Source organism: Pseudomonas sp. MWU13-2105 (genome assembly GCF_023242315.1).
GTDB lineage: Bacteria > Pseudomonadota > Gammaproteobacteria > Pseudomonadales > Pseudomonadaceae > Aquipseudomonas.
This window is the reverse complement of sequence record NZ_JALLIY010000001.1, coordinates 345083-361058: the sequence shown is the minus strand read 5'-3', so window position 1 is coordinate 361058 and position 15976 is coordinate 345083. Positions and strand designations below refer to the sequence as shown.

Annotated in this window: 15 protein-coding genes and 1 pseudogene; 7 read left to right on the top strand and 9 right to left on the bottom strand. The window is 59.8% G+C overall.

The window, feature by feature from the left end:
• Window positions 1–9 precede the first annotated feature (9 nt).
• Window positions 10–870: an HlyD family secretion protein gene (locus M5B96_RS01695; RefSeq protein WP_248794771.1), complete on the top strand. Its 861-nt coding sequence runs from the start codon at window positions 10–12 to the stop codon at window positions 868–870.
• Between the two features lie 363 nt (window positions 871–1233).
• Entirely contained in the window at window positions 1234–1470 is a 237-nt protein-coding gene (locus M5B96_RS01690; protein ID WP_248794770.1) for a DUF6124 family protein, read from the top strand.
• A 177-nt stretch (window positions 1471–1647) separates the two neighbouring features.
• Here M5B96_RS01690 and M5B96_RS01685 read toward each other — a convergent pair whose 3' ends face one another.
• On the bottom strand, window positions 1648–2046 hold the full coding sequence (locus M5B96_RS01685; RefSeq protein ID WP_191485605.1) for a DUF4440 domain-containing protein: 399 nt from the start codon (window positions 2044–2046) through the stop codon (window positions 1648–1650).
• 105 nt (window positions 2047–2151) lie between these two features.
• Between M5B96_RS01685 and M5B96_RS01680 the strand changes: the two genes are divergently transcribed.
• Window positions 2152–3042, top strand: a complete 891-nt coding sequence (locus tag M5B96_RS01680) for a LysR family transcriptional regulator (RefSeq protein WP_248794769.1) — start codon at window positions 2152–2154, stop codon at window positions 3040–3042.
• Window positions 3043–3234: 192 nt separating this feature from the next.
• Here M5B96_RS01680 and M5B96_RS01675 read toward each other — a convergent pair whose 3' ends face one another.
• Both M5B96_RS01675 and M5B96_RS01670 read right to left on the bottom strand, forming a co-directional pair.
• Window positions 3235–4059 (bottom strand): SDR family oxidoreductase, encoded by an 825-nt coding sequence (locus tag M5B96_RS01675; RefSeq protein ID WP_248794768.1) that lies wholly within the window; start codon window positions 4057–4059, stop codon window positions 3235–3237.
• A gap of 9 nt (window positions 4060–4068) precedes the next feature.
• Window positions 4069–4476: a thioredoxin domain-containing protein gene (locus tag M5B96_RS01670; RefSeq protein ID WP_248794767.1), complete on the bottom strand. Its 408-nt coding sequence runs from the start codon at window positions 4474–4476 to the stop codon at window positions 4069–4071.
• A gap of 381 nt (window positions 4477–4857) precedes the next feature.
• On the opposite strand from M5B96_RS01670, the pseudogene M5B96_RS01665 reads away from it, so the two are divergent.
• Window positions 4858–5586 (top strand): annotated as a pseudogene (locus tag M5B96_RS01665) (SpvB/TcaC N-terminal domain-containing protein); the annotation flags it as partial.
• Window positions 5587–5791: 205 nt separating this feature from the next.
• Here the strand turns inward: M5B96_RS01665 and M5B96_RS01660 are convergent.
• Complete coding sequence (locus M5B96_RS01660) at window positions 5792–6112, bottom strand: DUF6124 family protein (protein ID WP_248794766.1); 321 nt, start codon at window positions 6110–6112, stop codon at window positions 5792–5794.
• Between the two features lie 439 nt (window positions 6113–6551).
• On the opposite strand from M5B96_RS01660, the gene M5B96_RS01655 reads away from it, so the two are divergent.
• From M5B96_RS01655 to M5B96_RS01645, 3 genes are all read left to right on the top strand, one after another.
• Window positions 6552–6779 carry a type II toxin-antitoxin system Phd/YefM family antitoxin gene (locus M5B96_RS01655; protein WP_248794765.1) on the top strand — a complete coding sequence of 76 codons (228 nt, stop codon included), beginning with the start codon at window positions 6552–6554 and terminating at the stop codon, window positions 6777–6779.
• The gene (locus tag M5B96_RS01650; protein WP_248794764.1) at window positions 6776–7150 is read left to right on the top strand and encodes a type II toxin-antitoxin system VapC family toxin; all 375 of its coding nucleotides are present in this window, start codon (window positions 6776–6778) and stop codon (window positions 7148–7150) included. Before M5B96_RS01655 ends, M5B96_RS01650 begins: the two co-directional genes overlap by 4 nt.
• Window positions 7151–7440: 290 nt before the next feature.
• Window positions 7441–8955 (top strand): RHS repeat-associated core domain-containing protein, encoded by a 1515-nt coding sequence (locus M5B96_RS01645; RefSeq protein WP_318654820.1) that lies wholly within the window; start codon window positions 7441–7443, stop codon window positions 8953–8955.
• Window positions 8956–9605: 650 nt separating this feature from the next.
• On the opposite strand, the gene M5B96_RS01640 is transcribed toward M5B96_RS01645, so the two are convergent.
• The 5 genes from M5B96_RS01640 to M5B96_RS01620 all read right to left on the bottom strand — a co-directional run bounded on the left by M5B96_RS01640 (window position 9606) and on the right by M5B96_RS01620 (window position 15966).
• Window positions 9606–11054: a mannose-1-phosphate guanylyltransferase/mannose-6-phosphate isomerase gene (locus M5B96_RS01640; protein WP_248794763.1), complete on the bottom strand. Its 1449-nt coding sequence runs from the start codon at window positions 11052–11054 to the stop codon at window positions 9606–9608.
• Between the two features lie 226 nt (window positions 11055–11280).
• The gene (locus tag M5B96_RS01635; RefSeq protein WP_248794762.1) at window positions 11281–11946 is read right to left on the bottom strand and encodes an alginate O-acetyltransferase AlgF; all 666 of its coding nucleotides are present in this window, start codon (window positions 11944–11946) and stop codon (window positions 11281–11283) included.
• Window positions 11947–11960: 14 nt separating this feature from the next.
• On the bottom strand, window positions 11961–13139 hold the full coding sequence (locus M5B96_RS01630; protein ID WP_248794761.1) for an alginate O-acetyltransferase: 1179 nt from the start codon (window positions 13137–13139) through the stop codon (window positions 11961–11963).
• 11 nt (window positions 13140–13150) lie between these two features.
• Window positions 13151–14707 (bottom strand): MBOAT family O-acyltransferase, encoded by a 1557-nt coding sequence (locus M5B96_RS01625; RefSeq protein ID WP_248794760.1) that lies wholly within the window; start codon window positions 14705–14707, stop codon window positions 13151–13153.
• Window positions 14708–14850: 143 nt separating this feature from the next.
• Entirely contained in the window at window positions 14851–15966 is a 1116-nt protein-coding gene (locus M5B96_RS01620) for a mannuronate-specific alginate lyase (RefSeq protein ID WP_248794759.1), read from the bottom strand.
• Between the last annotated feature and the right edge of the window lie 10 nt (window positions 15967–15976).

The following is a 15976-nucleotide window of genomic DNA, read 5'->3' as shown; positions in this document are numbered from 1 at the left end:
AACGACCTGATGAAAAAGCTGTTCAGCCTGATCGCCACCTTGCTGGTCCTGGCCCTTGCGATCTGCATCGGCCGGTTCCTCTGGGTGCAGTACATGGAAACCCCCTGGACCCGCGACGGCCGGGTGCGCGCCGACATCATCAATGTCGCGGCGGACGTCACCGGTGAAGTGGTGGAGGTGCCGGTGCGCGATAACCAAGTAGTGAAGAAGGGCGACCTGCTGATGCGCATCGACCCCGAGCACTACCGTATTGCGGTCAAGCAGGCGCAGTCGCTGGTGGACTCGCGCAAGGCGACCTGGGAGATGCGCAAGCTCAATGCCCATCGCCGTGCGGACCTGGATAACCTGGTGATCTCCAAGGAAAGCCGTGATGACGCCAGCAACACCGCGGATGCGGCCCTGGCTGATTACCAGCAGGCCCAGGCACAGCTGGAGGCTGCGCAGTTGAACCTGGCGCGCACCGAAGTGCGGGCGGCAGTGGACGGTTATGTCACCAACCTCAATGTGCATCGCGGCGACTATGCGCGGATCGGCGAGGCGAAGATGGCGGTGGTCGATATGAACTCGTTCTGGGTCTATGGCTTCTTTGAAGAGACCAAGCTGCCGCATTTGAAGGTGGGTGATCCGGCGGATATGCAACTGATGAGCGGGCAGGTGCTCAAGGGGCATGTGGAGAGTATCTCGCGGGGGATCTACGACCGTGATAACCCGGAGAGTCGTGAACTGATCGCCGATGTGAACCCGACCTTCAACTGGGTGCGCCTGGCCCAGCGGGTGCCGGTGCGGATTCATATCGATCAGGTGCCGGACGGGGTGCTGCTGGCGGCGGGGATTACGTGTACGGTGATTGTTAAGGCGGTGGGGGAGTAGTTGGTCTCACTTGGTGCTGAGGCAAAGCCAGGTAATGATTTCTTCTTCATTGGTATCGAATTGGGTGCTCATTTCAGCTCTCCTTTCGAGGTCGTATCGAGTCGTTCGCTCAGGGTTGACCTGAAAAACCACGAAATTCCCTTTCCAGGCGCTCCAAGCCTGATCCCAAGCCAAGCCTCGTCGCTACTGTCAGAAATGACAGTTCCGACAAGCGGCGAGGGGCCTTGCGGGCGCCCAAAGCCTCGGGACAAGCTCGGCCAGCAAGACAACTCGCTTTCCATTGAGTGAAATTTCCTAGAAAATCCCGCGCGCTTGTTTGTGCCTGATTGCGCGGCTAGGCTTGATTTCGTTACTGCCAATTCAGTGACCGGGTTTAGCAGCTCGTCGCTTTACCGTCTCCCCGAGAGCAGAAGCCGCGAAGACGCCCTCGTCAACGCCTACTCCGTCCTGCAATCGGCAGTGGCCACGGCCTGTGAACACGCCGACAACCAGACCGGTTCCAACCGCCAGGTGGCGATGGGGGTTGTGCACCTGATCGAGTTGGCTCAGCGCTGGGTGGATTCGGTGTTGGATGCGCGACCTGGCGTCGTCACGAACTGACAATGCTCAGTCAGGCCTGAAACACAAACCTGCGTGGGAGCCGGCTTGCCGGCGATGGCGTCCGCAAGACAGATGCAAGGCTCGAGGGCCCATCGCTGGCAAGCCAGCGCCTGCAGGTGACCGCGTTGGGCGCGGTGGCGGAGTAGCGGTCGAGACGATATTTGCAAGGTTCGTCTTTCAGGCCTGAGTGAAGGTCTCGTGCAAATGCCGCCATAGCACCTGTCCACCCGGCTGTTTTTCAAACACCGCCGTGGCCAGCCGATCGGTAGGCGTACCGGTGTCATCAGCCTGCCATTCGCGATAACGAACTACGGCGCCGGCTTCATGCAATGCAATCACTTCAAGCTCTCCGAGGGTAATGACACAACCCGGTCGGTGTCCGCCCGCACTGCTAAACAATTCGCCCAACCCCGCTTTGTCCAGTTGTCTGCCAGTGGGCGTGACCATGGAAAAGGTCTCCGAGAACCGTGCCAGCAACGACTCCAGCGCGTTGTCCGCCATGGCTCCGGAAAACCACTGTTCGATGGCTGTAAGGGTTTCGATCACTTCATTGAGGTACAGCGCTTTATCGTTCATGCGGATTCTCCTTGTGGCGACAGGTTAGGTCGCCACCGTTGTTTGGGAAACCGCGATTTGGCTGCTAGTTTGTCAAAATTATTTTGACAATAGAGGTGGGGACCTTTGGTCAGCCTGGATCGTTTCGAAACCTTCAAGACCGTGGTCGAGGCCGGTTCGTTGACCGCCGCCGCCGAACGACTGGGGCAAACCCGCGCCGTGATCAGCTTCACCCTCAAGCGCCTGGAGGCTGAGCTGGGTGTGACCCTGTTGGCGCGCAACACCCGGCGCCTGGCCCTGACCGAAGCTGGCGAGCGCTTTTATGGCCGTTGCCTGAGCATGCTGGAACAGGCCCGGCTGGCGATCGACGAAGCGCGTTCGGAGCACACGCAACTGCGCGGCACGCTACGGATCACCACCACGGTGGAATATGCCTTGGCCAAAGTGGTGCCGGCGCTGGAACTGTTCCGGCAGATTCACCCGGAGTTGAAGGTGCATCTGTCGACCTCCTCGACCCACGCCGATCTGATCTCGGAGCGTTTCGATGTGGCGCTCCGGTTGGGTCAGGTGTCCGATTCCAATCATCGGGCCACGCAACTCGCCACCTTCAAGATCTTTGCCGTGGCCTCGCCGGGTTTTGTCGCCGGATTGCCTGGTGGCGAATTGCACACCTTCGAGGCCTTGCAACAGGTGCAGAGCCTGGTGCATCGACGGCTGGGGGATCTTGGCCTGACCCATGTGACGAGTGGCGAGCAGTTTTTCTTTCGACCCGGCGTCGAGCAGTCACGCATCGTCGCTGACAACTCCTCGGTGCTGCTTGGCTTTGCCCTGGCGGGACAGGGGGTGGCGATTCTGCCGGATTGGCTGGTACGTGAGGATCTGGAGAGCGGGCGCCTGTGCCGCTTGTTGAACGACTACTGCTTTGTCGAGCAGGGGATCTACGCGCTGTACCCGGACACCCGGCACCTGCCGTTGAAAGTCCGGGTGTTCATCGACTTCATGAAGGACCATGCCTGAGCGCAATCTCGTTCCCTTGAAAATGTTCAATCTGGACAGCGCAAGATCATTTGTGGGAGCGGTGCTTGCCCGCGAAAGGAGCGCCGCGGTTTTTCAGGTACACCGCGTCATCGTTCTTCGCGGGCAAGCACCGCTCCCACATTGAGGTAGGTGTTCAGGCTCAAGTGAACGGCATTGCTTGCTGGCCGCTTGCTACAGGTGTGCGTTCAAGCCAAACCGCTTCATCAGCACTTTTTCCAGCAAGCCCTTGGGCAACAACCAGGCCATCAATGGCAGTGCCCGACTGCCATTGCCCAGGCGCAACAGGCGCGGCGGCCGGGTTTGCCGCACGGCCTTGAGCACGTCGGCGGCCACGCTGACGGCCGGCGTCGGATTGTTCTGCGAGGCGTTGGCCCGCGCCCGAATACCTTCGCGCAGCGGCCACCAGGGCGATTGTTCGCCAATCAACTGCTCGGCTTCATGCCCGGCGTTTTTGGCAAAGCGGGTATCGATAGCCCCGGGTTGTACTTCCATCACCCGGATCGCGAATGGCGCCAGCTCCATGCGCAGGGCATCGCTCAAGGCATGCACCGCCGCCTTGGAGGCGCAATAGGCCCCGGCGAACGGCGTCACCAGCACCCCGGAGACGCTGCCGATATTTACCACCAGGCCTCGGCTGCGGCGCAATACCGGGAGCATCGCCCGGGTCACCCCGACAATGGAGAACACATTGGTTTCGAACTGCCGGCGCATCGCCTCTACCCCGCCGTCGAGCAGCGGCCCCATGGCGCCGTAGCCGGCGTTGTTGATCAGCACATCGAGGCCGCCGCTCTGCTGGTTGATGCGTTCGCCCAGCCGCCGCAGGGTCTCGCCATCATTCACGTCAAGCTTTACCGCGGTGAAGCCGGCGTCGGCCAGCGCCGCCACATCCTCGGCCCGACGCGCCGAGGCCCAGACCTCGTAACCCGCCTGCTTGAACACATCCGCCAAGGCGCGGCCGATGCCGCTGGAACATCCGGTGATCAGGGCAACGGGCATGGCACTTCCTTAGTGGGCTTGGGATTGAGAGTCGAAGACCTCCGAGAATACCCCGTCCGAGACAAAAAGGAGCGTATCCAGGCCCTTCTTGATCTCATCCTTTTGCGTGCCGTACATGTGGCTCTGGGTGCCATGGGCATCAAGGAAGAACAAGGCCGGCACGTACTCGATCTTGATCTCCGGCTGGAACAGTTTGAAGATCGGATAGCTGATCTGATAAAACGCCACCCGTTCCCGGTAGGGGCCCGCAACCAGGGCCTCGAGCAGGGGTTTGAGCCTTTCGCACGACGGACAGTGGCGGCTGTAGACCAGCACCACGGCCGGGCGGGGTCGGATCAACGGAACCTCAAGGCTGCCCAGCTCCGCCCTGAACGCTTGTCGAGTTTTTATCTCGATAACTGTGTTCGTCCCTTTCATGCTCAATACCTTGCCGCCCTGTTTCTGTGTTGGGGGGTATTCAACGTCAAATGTGATCCAGTGTAACCTGTCAGAAATGACGGGTGTCAAAGTGATATCACAGTCGATTGGGGTCCGGTGGAACGCTCGTATTAAATATATTTTTAAATGAATTCAATGAATTACTGGCTGAAATCGTATGTGAGATGAGCGTTTTGGCCTTGATTGTCGGAAGATAATATTTACTAATTAACTCACGCTAATGTCTTGAGGGGGTGGGATATGCCCCGTTCGATGTTTTCTTATTTCGTTTATCACTAAAAAACTGTCATTTCTGACAGTAGCTCGATCCTCCGTATTGCGTCCACATTAGCTCCCAGCAGACCCGCTTGGAGCCCGGCGATGGACCAACAAGAAAGCTTCAGCATCACGCCGCCGTCGCTGCCCAAGGGCGGCGGAGCCATCCAGAGCATCGGTAAAGGCTGGGGCGAGGTCGGTTCCAGCGGCAAGGCGTCCTTTGACCTGCCGTTGCCGATCTCGCCCGGACGCGGTTTCGCCCCGCCGCTGACACTCGGTTATGGCAGCAGCGTCGGTAACAGCCTGTTCGGTATCGGCTGGGTACTGTCGCTGGGCTGCGTGGCGCGACGCACCAGCAAGGGCGTGCCGGATTACACCGATGAGGATGTCATGCTCGGTCCCGACGGCATGGTCTGGATGGCCGAGCGCGATGCCGCCGGGGCGATCATCCGTACGCCTAGGCGCTCTTATCAAGAGCTGGAGCTGGACACGGAGTACCAGGTCTCGCGTTATTTTCCACGGATCGAAGGCGCGTTCGAGCGCATCGAGCATTGGCGTTCGGCGGATGACTTTCCAGGGTTCTGGCTGGTCCACGGCACCGACGGCACCTTGCACCTGTACGGGATCAACAGCTCGTCACGCAGTACCGACCTGGAGGATCACCTGCGGGTCGGCGAGTGGCTGCTGGAAGAAAGCCTCAACGCCCACGGCGAACATATCCTCTATGAGTACGCTGGCGAAGACCACGCCGGGATGCCCGCCGATACCCCGCGCGACTTTGGTGCCCAGTGCTATCTGAGCCGGGTGCGTTATGGCAATTTCGAGGCGGACGCGCTATCGATTGACCTTTGCTGAAGAGGGAGATACGTCGTTACCTACTCAACAGTACGACATTATCTATGTTCCGCCCGGAGTAAGTTCCTATACAGAGGAGGTCTTCCAGGCGATCGAAACCTATCGTCCTGAAATAATAGAGGTTCACGCGGTCCATTGTCGCCCGGTCTTCAATCGTACGGTGGTACGGGAGCGGGTCAGTCCATCAGGCAGTGGCCGTGTGTTGCTCTTCGAGTAGCCCATCCATTTCCTGTTGGGCCATATCGATCAGGTGCACGGCGCCCAGGGCGAGTTTGCGCTGCGAGCCCTGGAGATTGTCCGCCGACTCATAGGCGGTAGCCGAAGCACTCTGGAGGATTTCGTAGATATGGAGCAGGGTTTCTTCGATGTTGCGGGTTTGATTTTTCTGAGGCCGAATGCGCGTCGGCGGCAGTTCATAATGAGCGAAGGCGCGCTCGGCGGCGAGCCGGAATGCCGGGGAAGCGAGGTCTTCCGCGACAGGCGGATTGGGGGTGATCTTGAACATGGTGTATCCCTTTTGATAAGTGGGGACCGTCACCGTTCGCTTGCACGCGAATGAGGGTGGCGGCCGTACGCAGGTGTGCAAGACCGGGGCAAAAGGTAAACCCGGCAGATCCCGAAGATCTCCCGCGCACGGCCGCCATAACACACTATTTCGGGCATAAAAAAACGCCTGGAAGTAGTTGGCGTCGCGCGCCTTTTGTCGGTCCGGACTTGCACGTCCGTATCACCGAATTTGCGGTGACACATGCAGACTAGTCGCCGGTCCCGACAGGCGCAACGGGTTGGGATTTTCTAGGAAATTTCAGTCAAGTGAAAGGGAATAGTCTTCGCTGATGCCGCTGCCAACCAGCGGCGGTACGAATAAATGGGGAGTGACTCTATCTTTAGTCCATACCCTGGACTAAGCTTGAGGCCTCAATCCATCCATGGGGGGCAACAACATGCAGACCCACAATATCCATGCGGCCAAGACGCATTTCTCGCAGCTTGTCGATGCAGCAGCGGGTGGGGAAACCATCATCATCGCCAAGGCCGGCATACCCGTCGCCAAGCTGGTCCCAATCACCGCCCCCAAGCGGCGCGGAATGCTAGCCGGTGTAACTTTCAACGCTGAGGCTTCGGATGCCCTGGATGCTGAGATCGCGGACCTGTTCGAGGGCAAGGCATGAGGCTATTGCTCGATACTCATATCCTGATCTGGGCGGCTACCGATGACGTCAAGCTATCCAAGACTGCGGCCCAGTTGATCGACGATGAGGCCAATACCCTGTATTTCAGCGCGGCCAGCCTGTGGGAACTGACCATTAAAGGCGCTGAGCGCACCGGCATGATTCCAGGTGTGCTGCGTAAGGCGTTGTTGGGGGCGGGCTATCTTGAACTGCCTATCACTTCCGAGCACGGGCTGGCTGTCGGCGCCCTGGAGAATCATCATCGTGACCCGTTTGACCGCATCATGGTGGCCCAAGCGCTGGTCGAGGGGATCAGCCTGGTAACGCACGACGGGGCGCTGCACGCCTATCCGCATACCCTTATCGTTTGACTTCATGAAAACACCTCAAAGTAGCGGGCGTCGCGTGCCTTCGGCCAGTTCCGACGCTGGGCACGATGCCCGTTAGCCAAGGCCGAACACGGTTCCTTTAGGCGCCGGCTCGCTGGCGATGAGGTCCTTGAGCCTTGCGGTGCTTATCCCTGCGCCATCGCCGGCAAGCCGGCTCCCACAAGTTGCGCGGTGTTTTCAATACCATCTATCGGACCTGTCATTTCTGACAGTAGCCAACACGGCGGATTGGGTGATTACTAGGTTGACGCCTCCTACTCAGAGCCTGAGCCATGTCGAGACTGACGGGCGGCCTTCATACTCATACACCGACGCTGGCGGTCATTGATCCTCGCGGGCTCGCCGTGCGCTCGGTTGCTTACTGCCGCTCCGTCGCGACGGCGCAAGCCGAAGAGCGGGTCAACCGCAGCGCCTATGACGCCATGGGACGCCTGGTCGAGCAATGGGACCCCAGGTTGTGGGCGCTCAGTGCCGAAGATGCGACAACACCGGCCAACCTGATCAATCGTTATTCGTTGTCAGAAAAGGTACTGAACTCACTCAGTGTCGATGCCGGCGAGCGGATCAGCTTGTTCGGCGATGGCGATCAGCTTGTTCAAACCTATCACTACGACGCGGGCGGCAACTTGCTGGAGCTGGTCCATGTCGGCCCGCAAAGCCACAGTCGCAAGCTGACGGCGGCGCGCTATAGCAATCGCTGCCTGCCAGGGCACAATGACCGGCCCCCGACCGAGGATGAAATTGCCGTCGCTTTTGATGGCAATGGCAACCTTCTGGCCCTGCAACCGGGGCAGGCGATGAGTTGGGATCTGCGTAATCAGTTGCGCGAGGTGCGACCGGTTGAGCGTGAGAGTTCTGACGATGATCTTGAGTTGTATTTTTACGGTGGCGATGGTTTGCGGCGACGTAAAGTCAGGTCTACGCAGACCAAGGCCCGTTCTCTGATATCGGAGGTCCGCTACTTACCTGGCCTGGAAATCCGCACCCGCAAAGGCACTGGCGAAGTGTTGCAGGTGATCTGCGTCCAGGCCGGACGCAGTGCCATGCAGGTGCTGCACTGGGAAACGGCACCGCCCTCCAGCATCGCCAATGATCAATACCGCTATAACCTCACCGACCATCTGGGCTCCAGCAGCCTGGAGCTGGACAGCGAAGCGCAGGTGATCAGTCAGGAAACCTATCACCCCTATGGCGGTACAGCCTGGTTTGCCGGGCGCAGTGAAGTGGAGGCCAGTTACAAGACAGTGCGGTATTCGGGCAAGGAACGGGATGCGGCAGGGCTTTATTACTATGGATTCAGGTATTACGTACCCTGGTTGCAGCGGTGGAACAACCCGGATCCCGCCGGGAGTATGGATGGATTGAATGTATATGCTTTTGTTCAGGGTGATCCTGTTAATGGTATTGATAAAAATGGCTTGTGGGGAGAGGACGATCGGAAGCTAAAATATTTTAGGCACTCTCCACCCCGTGCTATACCCGAGGGGCAGGATATTTATCAATATGCGGCGAAGCGTAATGAAACGGTAGCCGCTCATGGTCTAGATAATTTTGTTTCGCCTGAGCGAGCCGCGCTCGCCGATGCATTGTACGAGGCACCACTTGTGCTGCAGGAAGCCCGTTGGATGTTATATAACCGATCTGATTTAAGTACGCCTGTCTTGAGAAGTTTTTTTGGTCCGGAACACACACACAAGAACACCCGACCATCATCAATGCATGGGGGAAGACAGAGGGGTTGCTGCGGCAGTACCATAATACTGGGTTTGGTAGAGGGAAATTTGTAAGAGGGGGTGGGGATCAGAAAAGTGTAGCTTGGATTAATAAAAATTATTTGTTGGGGCATATATTTATTAATGATGAGTTTTTGCATATTAAACTTCAAATAGAGTGTCTGCTGTTATTCGCGAGGCGAGTCATCTTTCTGATGTCAATAGATTTTTAGGTGTCGGTGCTGCGACCAAGGATTTTTACTGCTTGGATGATGATTATGTTTTGGCGGAAAAGCAGGCTTTCAATGTTGTGGGGCTTGGAAGCATAATGCCGATAGATATTGCAATATCTGCTATACTGCTTGGTCAAACTTTCAATAGTGTCTATCGCCACAGATAAGTGTTGTGGGCTGGACTTGGGAGATTCCAAGATACATCGGTGAGTCTCTGAGGTAGCTTGAAGTACATCCAAGAAAAGCCGCCCCTAGTGGACGATAATGCCGACAATATTGCCTACCTTGTGTACACGCTAAACCATGAATATGAGCGTTTTAACGCTTCGCCGCCAACTTTTTTTGGACGCTTGAAAAGCTGGTTTCAAGGGGTGTTTTAGTCCGAAAACAGAGTTCAGGAAAGGTATCCCCGGAAAAAAACACCCCCGCACCCACCTGCTGCGGATAGGGGGTACGCAGCCAGTGGGGCGGGGGTGAGTGGAACACTGTAGTTTACTGGGCGATGTTTTTCACGACCTCCTGTTCAACCGCAGTCGAACGGCCATAGACATCTTCAAAGCGCTCGATATCGTCTTCGCCCAGGTAGCTGCCGGACTGCACTTCGATGATCTCCAACGGGATCTTGCCCGGGTTGCGCAGGCGGTGCACCGAGGCAATCGGGATGTAGGTGGACTGGTTCTCGCAGAGCAGGAACACGTTGTCGTCGCAGGTCACTTCGGCGGTGCCGCTGACCACGATCCAGTGTTCGGCGCGGTGGTGGTGCATCTGCAACGACAGGCAGGCCCCCGGCTTTACCGAGATGTGCTTGACCTGGAAGCGCCCGCCCATGTCCACCGAGTCATAGGAACCCCAGGGCCGGTAGACCTCGCAGTGGTTCTGGGTTTCGCTGCGACCCTGGGCGTTGAGGGTGTTGACCATCTGTTTCACGCCCTGGACCTTGTCTTTGTGGGCGATCATCATCGCGTCCTTGGTTTCGACCACGACTATGTCATCCAGGCCGATCACCGAGACCAGTTTGCCGTTGCCGTGGATCATGCAGTTGTGGCTGTCCTGGATCACCACGTCGCCTTTGCTGACGTTGCCGTTTTCGTCCTTTTCATGCACGTCCCACAACGATGACCAGCAGCCGACGTCGCTCCAGCCGGCGCTCAGGGGCACCACGCAGGCGCGTTGGGTCTTTTCCATCACCGCGTAGTCGATGGAGTTGTCCGGGCACTGGGCGAAGGTGGCTTCGTCGAGGGTCACGCTGTCACCGTCCTGGGTACTGCGCTCCAGGGTCAGCAGGCAGGTGTCGTAGATGTCCGGGTCGTGCTTTTTCAGTTCTTCGAGGAAGCGGCTGGCACGGAACAGGAACATGCCGCTGTTCCAGAAGTAACCGCCGGCTTCGACGAACTCGGTGGCGCGTTTTTCATCGGGTTTCTCGACGAATTGCGAGACCCGGCTGACGCCTTCCGGCAGCAGCGCATCGTTGCTCGACTTGATGTAGCCGTAGCCGGTTTCCGGTTTGGTCGCCGGCACGCCGAACAACACCATTTCACCGCGCTCGGCGGCCACGGTGGCCAGGGCCAGGGCGCGTTGCAGGGCTTTCTGGTCGTCGAGCACGTGGTCGGCCGGGAGCACCAGCATCAGTTCGTCGCGGCCTTCGTTGACCAGCAGCATCGCGGTCAGGGCCACGGCCGGTGCGGTGTTGCGGCCGAAGGGCTCCATCAGGATGCGCTGGGTGCTGAGCTGACGGTTGCGCAGCTGTTCGTTGACGATAAAACGGTGGTCGAGGTTGCAGACCACGATCGGGCTTTCCATGCCGTCGAATACCAGGCGTTCCAGGGTTTGCTGGAACAGCGTTTCCTTGCCGGTGAGGGCGAGGAATTGCTTGGGAAACTGCTTGCGCGAGAGTGGCCAAAGACGTGAGCCGCTACCACCTGAGAGGATTACTGGAATCATGGTGTTACTCCTTTAAACAGTCTATGGGTTAGAGCTACTGTGGCGAGGGGGCTTGCCCCCGTTCGACTGCGCAGCAGTCGTAAAACCAGGTGCCTCGATTTACCTGATAGTGCATGGTCACAGGTTTTGGGACCGCTTCGCGCTCCAGCGGGGGCAAGCCCCCTCGCCACAGGTAATTCAACCGGCTTGATAGGTGTATGAGTGACCTGAATCAGTGGTGAGTCGGTCAGCGCGTCGAAACCGGGCGCTTGACCCACACCGGCGACAGGTTGCTGCCGTTGCCGGTGACGTAGAGCACCGCCGCTTCGCCGCGCTCCAGGGCCACCGGCTTGAGGTCGCTGACCTTGGTGCCGCCGTCGTACAGGGCCAGGCTGACTTTCACCGGGTTGATCTCGCGTTCGCCACGGCCCTTGGCCGCCACCGCCTGGACCACGTCGGTCTTGCCGTCGGCGGTCTTCAGGGTCAGGGCCTTGTCACTCAGGTTCTGCACCCGTACCAAGGACTTCTGCTTGTTCTTGAACGGCGGCTCTTCGATCAGTTGCGGTTGGCCGCTGGTGGTGTTGACCAGGGTGTAATAGTGGTCGGCGGCGAGTTTCACCGACAGGCTCTGGCTGCCGACCTTGGCGCTGTAGTCGCCGCCGGGCATGAAGCTGAAGTCACTGCTGGCCAATGGCGCGACATCGCTCAGCGCCGTGGCACCGACGCTGGCGCTGACCTCCTGGTTGCTGGCGTTGTAGAGGCGTACGAAGCTCGAACCCTTCGGTGCGATCGGGCCATACAGGGCGGCATCGCCGGCCCAGACGGACAAGGACAACAGGCTCAGGCCCGCGGCCATGGCCAGGGTTTTGACCGCGCGGCCGTGGGTGTTTTTACGAGTAGTGTTGAAGGTCATGGTAAGTACCTCTTTCAGTTTTGCGCCTGTGCGGGCGACTCGGATTTAGTGGTGTTCTGGACCAGGTTTTGTTGACGGATGCCGTTGGCTTTCAATTGCGCGACCCACTGCGGGTCGGCATCGCCGATTTCGTTGTTGACCGGCAGGTAGCGCTCCGGGAATTCCCAGATCAGCAGCTGCGGCGGGTTGTTCTTGAAGGCGTCGCTTTCCAGGTAGGCAAGCATCGGCAGGATCGGGCCGTGGCCGTCTTCGGCGTAATTCACCACGTCGCGGTGCAGGGCCTGCTTCAGCGCGCCGACGAAGTTCCAGTTCGGGTTGGCGCTGTAGCTGGTGCCGATCAGCGCCACCGGGACTTCCTTGTCGGCAAACAACGCGTCTGCACCGGCCGGTTGATCGTCGGCGGCACGGGTGGTGCGTTTTTCCAGGGGCTCCTGGGGCGGCATCAGGTCGCTGAACAGTGGGTCCAGCGGCAGGAACAGGGTCAGGTCGCCCTTGTGCTGTTCGGTTTTCTCGGCTTCGGTGACAAAGCGCTGCGGCTCGCCGCTGAGCGGGGCGTGCTTGCCGATGGCGGCGGCCAGTTGGGTCGCGGCGATCTGCGCGCCGTCCGGGGTCCAGTGGGTGTCGGTGCGCAGGAACACTTGCTGGCCTTGTTGCTTGGCCTGTTGCAGCGGGCCCAGCAGGTCGGGAGCAAGGATCCGGTCAGCGGCGGCCCGGGCGTGGAAGTCCCGGTAGAGGTTGGCGTGGATGCTCGCCGGACGCACGTCGCCCAGGTGTTCCGGGTACAGGCGGACCTTGGCCGGAACGATCGCCAGCACCAGCTTCACGCCCTTGGCCTTGAGGGCCTGGCGCACGCCTTCGACCAGCGCGTAGTTGCCTTGCAGGTTCTGCTGCTCGCCGGCGATGGGGTTGAATTCCTCGTCGCTGTAGAGCCACTGGTCGCGGCCCAGTACCACCCCCGGACGGCCTTCGTTGAACAGCTTGAAGTCCAGCGCGGCCCAGAGGTTGGTGCCCAGGCGCTTGATCGGGAATTCACCGTCGTAGCGGGTCTCGACCGCCTTGCTCCAGCGCCCGTCGAGCAAGGTCGCGTCGGCGTTGGTGCTGAAGCCGATAAAGCTGCGCAGGGACCACAGCCCCAGCGCCAGCAAGGTGACGAGGAACAGGGCGACGTAGAGGATGCGGAGTGCTCGGGTCATGGTCGGCTCCCTCAGAACTGGAAGTAAAGGAACGGCGAGAAGCTTTGCGCCGAGAGTTTGAGAATCGAGGCGATGAACAGCAGCAGCACCAGGCAGCGCATCACATAACGCGGCCAGTCGGCGACCCAGTAAGCCGGTTGCACCTCGGCCTCGACCCCGACGCTATAGCCGGGCTCGTGGATACTGCCGGCCGCCTCACCGGGGGCGGCCTTGATCAGGCCGGGTTGCGCGCTGGCCGGGCCGTCGGCGGGTTTGGCCTTGGCTTTGGCGGCGGGCGGGTTGCGGTAGAAGTCGCGCAGGCCGAAGAACCCCAGGGTCGCGTAGGCCAGCACCAGGGTCGCCACTTGCAGGCCGGTGAGGCTGGCGCGGTTGAGTTCCGACAGCGACCACTCGCCGAAGCTGAACATGGCGCCGTACATGCGCGCGGCGACGTGGAGGTTTTCAGAGCGGAAGATCACCCAGCCCATGATCACCAGCAGGAAGGTCAGGGCCCAGCGGATCGGGTTGAAACGCCGTGGCGAGGTGTCGATGCCCAGGGCTTTTTCGATCGCCAGCCACAGGCCGTGCCAGGCACCCCAGACGATGTAGGTGAGGTTGGCGCCGTGCCACAGGCCGCCGAGCAGCATGGTCAGGAACAGGTTGCGGTAGGTGGTCAGCGTGCCTTTGCGGTTGCCGCCCAGGGTGATGTAGAGGTAGTCGCGCAGCCAGGTCGACAGGCTGATATGCCAGCGCCGCCAGAATTCGGTGATCGATTGGCTGATGTACGGCTGCTTGAAGTTCTCCATGAAGCGGAAGCCCATCATCAGGCCCAGGCCGATGGCCATGTCGCTGTAGCCGGAGAAGTCGAAGTACAGCTGCGCGGTATAGGCCAGGGCGCCGAGCCAGGCGTCGCCGGTGGTCGGCTGCTGCAGGGCGAAGCAATGGTCGGCGACCACCGCCAGGGTGTCGGCGATAAAGACCTTCTTGATAAAACCCTGCATGAACCGCGTGGCGCCTTCGGAGAATTTGTCGAGGGTGTGGGTACGGTTGTTGAACTGTTCGGCAAGGTCGCGAAAGCGCAGTACGGGGCCGGCGATCAGGTGCGGGAAGATCGCCACGAAGGCCGCGAAGTCGATCAGGTTGCGGGTCGCCGGGGTGTCGCCGCGGTAGACGTCGATGATGTAGCTGATGGACTCGAAGATGTAGAACGAGATCCCGATCGGCAACAGCACGTGGGTCAGGATGAAGGGTTCGAGGCCGAACGAGGTCATGATCGCGTTGAGGCTGTCGACACCGAAGTTGGCGTACTTGAAGTAGCCGAGGATGCCCAGGTCGATGGCCACGCCGAGCAGCAGCCAGCGTTGTGCCGGCTTGCTGCGCACGCCGGCGGCGCCGACCTTGAGGCCGATCCAGTAGTTCCACAGGGTGACGCCGGCGAACAACGCCAGGAAGTCGACCCGCCACCAGGCGTAGAACACGTAGCTGGCGATCAGCAACAGCAGGTTGCGATAGCGTTGCCCGCTCAGGTAGTACAGGCCGAGAAAGATCGGCAGGAACAGGAACAGGAACACATTGGATGAAAATACCATCCCGATCTCTCCTTGTTTCATCAACGATCAAGGGCCAAGGCCCCCCCAAACCCCCCGTGGTAATCGGGGAGCTCTACAACATTTGAATCAATCCCAACCTCCCACATAAGCTGCGTTCCCACAGGAGAGTGGGAGGACTGGTGTTACGGGCTTTTGTTGCCCTTTTCGTGCGTCGGGTCGTAGACCTTGGTCAGGTCGCCGCCCAGGCGGAAGGTCTTGAACGGTTGCATCGCATGCTTGTGTTCAAGCACTTCGGGCGCACAGGTGTAGAGCGTGCAGTAGGGTTCGAGCCAGGCGAATTTCGAGTCGACCTTGAGGTCGGTCATGTCCTGGTCCTTGCCATTCCTGGCCTGGAATTCCCCAGGGTCCTTGACCCCGGCCAGTACCCGCTCACCCAGGCGCTTCAGCGCGCCATTGTTTTCCTGGCGCAGGTCCACGCCGTTGGCCAGGGCAAAACTGGCGATCATCGCCAGCGGCGGCAACGCGTAGTTGTGATAAGCCAAGGCCCGTTGCTGGCGCTTGAGTTCGTTGGGCAGGAAACCCTGCGGGTCGATCTGGTTGGCCCCGACCTTGTATTCCTTCACCGCCCAATCGAACAGGTCGCGACGGTCGGTGGCGATCGCGGTCGCCATCACCGACCAAGCCGCCCAGTACGAGTGGTTGTTGGTTTTTTCCAGCGGCAGGTTGTCCCAGTCGCTGACCACCTGGTCGGCCATCTTGCTGAACCAGGCCTCGATCAGTTGCGCTTCCTTCTGGTGGCTCGCCAGCGGACGGGAGTCGGAGAACTTCAGGCGGATATAGGCCGAGGCCATGCTGCCCAGGGCCCATTTGCGCATGGACTTGCCGGTGTGGTTGAAGTCCTTGGACATCAGCGCGTCGGCCTGGGCCCAGGCGGTCAGCCAGTTCAGGGTGCAGCTCAACTGTTCCGGGCGCCCGTCACGCATGAACTGCATCACCCGCTTGCTGGTGCCGCGCTCCATCTTGGTGATGTCGGAAGTGGTGTCGCGGAAGGCTTTTTCCGACTGTACGTTGAGGGTCGAGCGGGCCTTGTCGGAGCCCTCGTATTTGCTGCGGAACTGCAACGAGCCGGTGTAGGGCGGCGGCATGCTGTCACAGCCGTCGCTGTTGTCGCCGCTCTTGACCTTGTCGATGGCGGCCAGGTAACCCTGGGGCGGACGCAGTGGCGCGGCGGCCTGGGTCGAGCCGGCGATGATCGCCAGGCCCAGTAGAGAAGGAGCAAGCAGTGTGCGGAGTTTCATCGGTAGGCAC

Excerpts from the sequence above, each read along its gene's own strand:
- M5B96_RS01695 (WP_248794771.1), top strand. The coding sequence starts at position 10 with ATGAAAAAGCTGTTCAGCCTGATCGCCACCTTGCTGGTCCTGGCCCTT.
- M5B96_RS01685 (WP_191485605.1), bottom strand. The coding sequence starts at position 2,046 with ATGAACGATAAAGCGCTGTACCTCAATGAAGTGATCGAAACCCTTACA.
- M5B96_RS01675 (WP_248794768.1), bottom strand. The coding sequence starts at position 4,059 with ATGCCCGTTGCCCTGATCACCGGATGTTCCAGCGGCATCGGCCGCGCC.
- M5B96_RS01670 (WP_248794767.1), bottom strand. The coding sequence starts at position 4,476 with ATGAAAGGGACGAACACAGTTATCGAGATAAAAACTCGACAAGCGTTC.
- M5B96_RS01660 (WP_248794766.1), bottom strand. The coding sequence starts at position 6,112 with ATGTTCAAGATCACCCCCAATCCGCCTGTCGCGGAAGACCTCGCTTCC.
- M5B96_RS01655 (WP_248794765.1), top strand. The coding sequence starts at position 6,552 with ATGCAGACCCACAATATCCATGCGGCCAAGACGCATTTCTCGCAGCTT.
- M5B96_RS01650 (WP_248794764.1), top strand. The coding sequence starts at position 6,776 with ATGAGGCTATTGCTCGATACTCATATCCTGATCTGGGCGGCTACCGAT.
- M5B96_RS01645 (WP_318654820.1), top strand. The coding sequence starts at position 7,441 with ATGTCGAGACTGACGGGCGGCCTTCATACTCATACACCGACGCTGGCG.
- M5B96_RS01640 (WP_248794763.1), bottom strand. The coding sequence starts at position 11,054 with ATGATTCCAGTAATCCTCTCAGGTGGTAGCGGCTCACGTCTTTGGCCA.
- M5B96_RS01635 (WP_248794762.1), bottom strand. The coding sequence starts at position 11,946 with ATGACCTTCAACACTACTCGTAAAAACACCCACGGCCGCGCGGTCAAA.
- M5B96_RS01630 (WP_248794761.1), bottom strand. The coding sequence starts at position 13,139 with ATGACCCGAGCACTCCGCATCCTCTACGTCGCCCTGTTCCTCGTCACC.
- M5B96_RS01625 (WP_248794760.1), bottom strand. The coding sequence starts at position 14,707 with ATGGTATTTTCATCCAATGTGTTCCTGTTCCTGTTCCTGCCGATCTTT.
- M5B96_RS01620 (WP_248794759.1), bottom strand. The coding sequence starts at position 15,966 with ATGAAACTCCGCACACTGCTTGCTCCTTCTCTACTGGGCCTGGCGATC.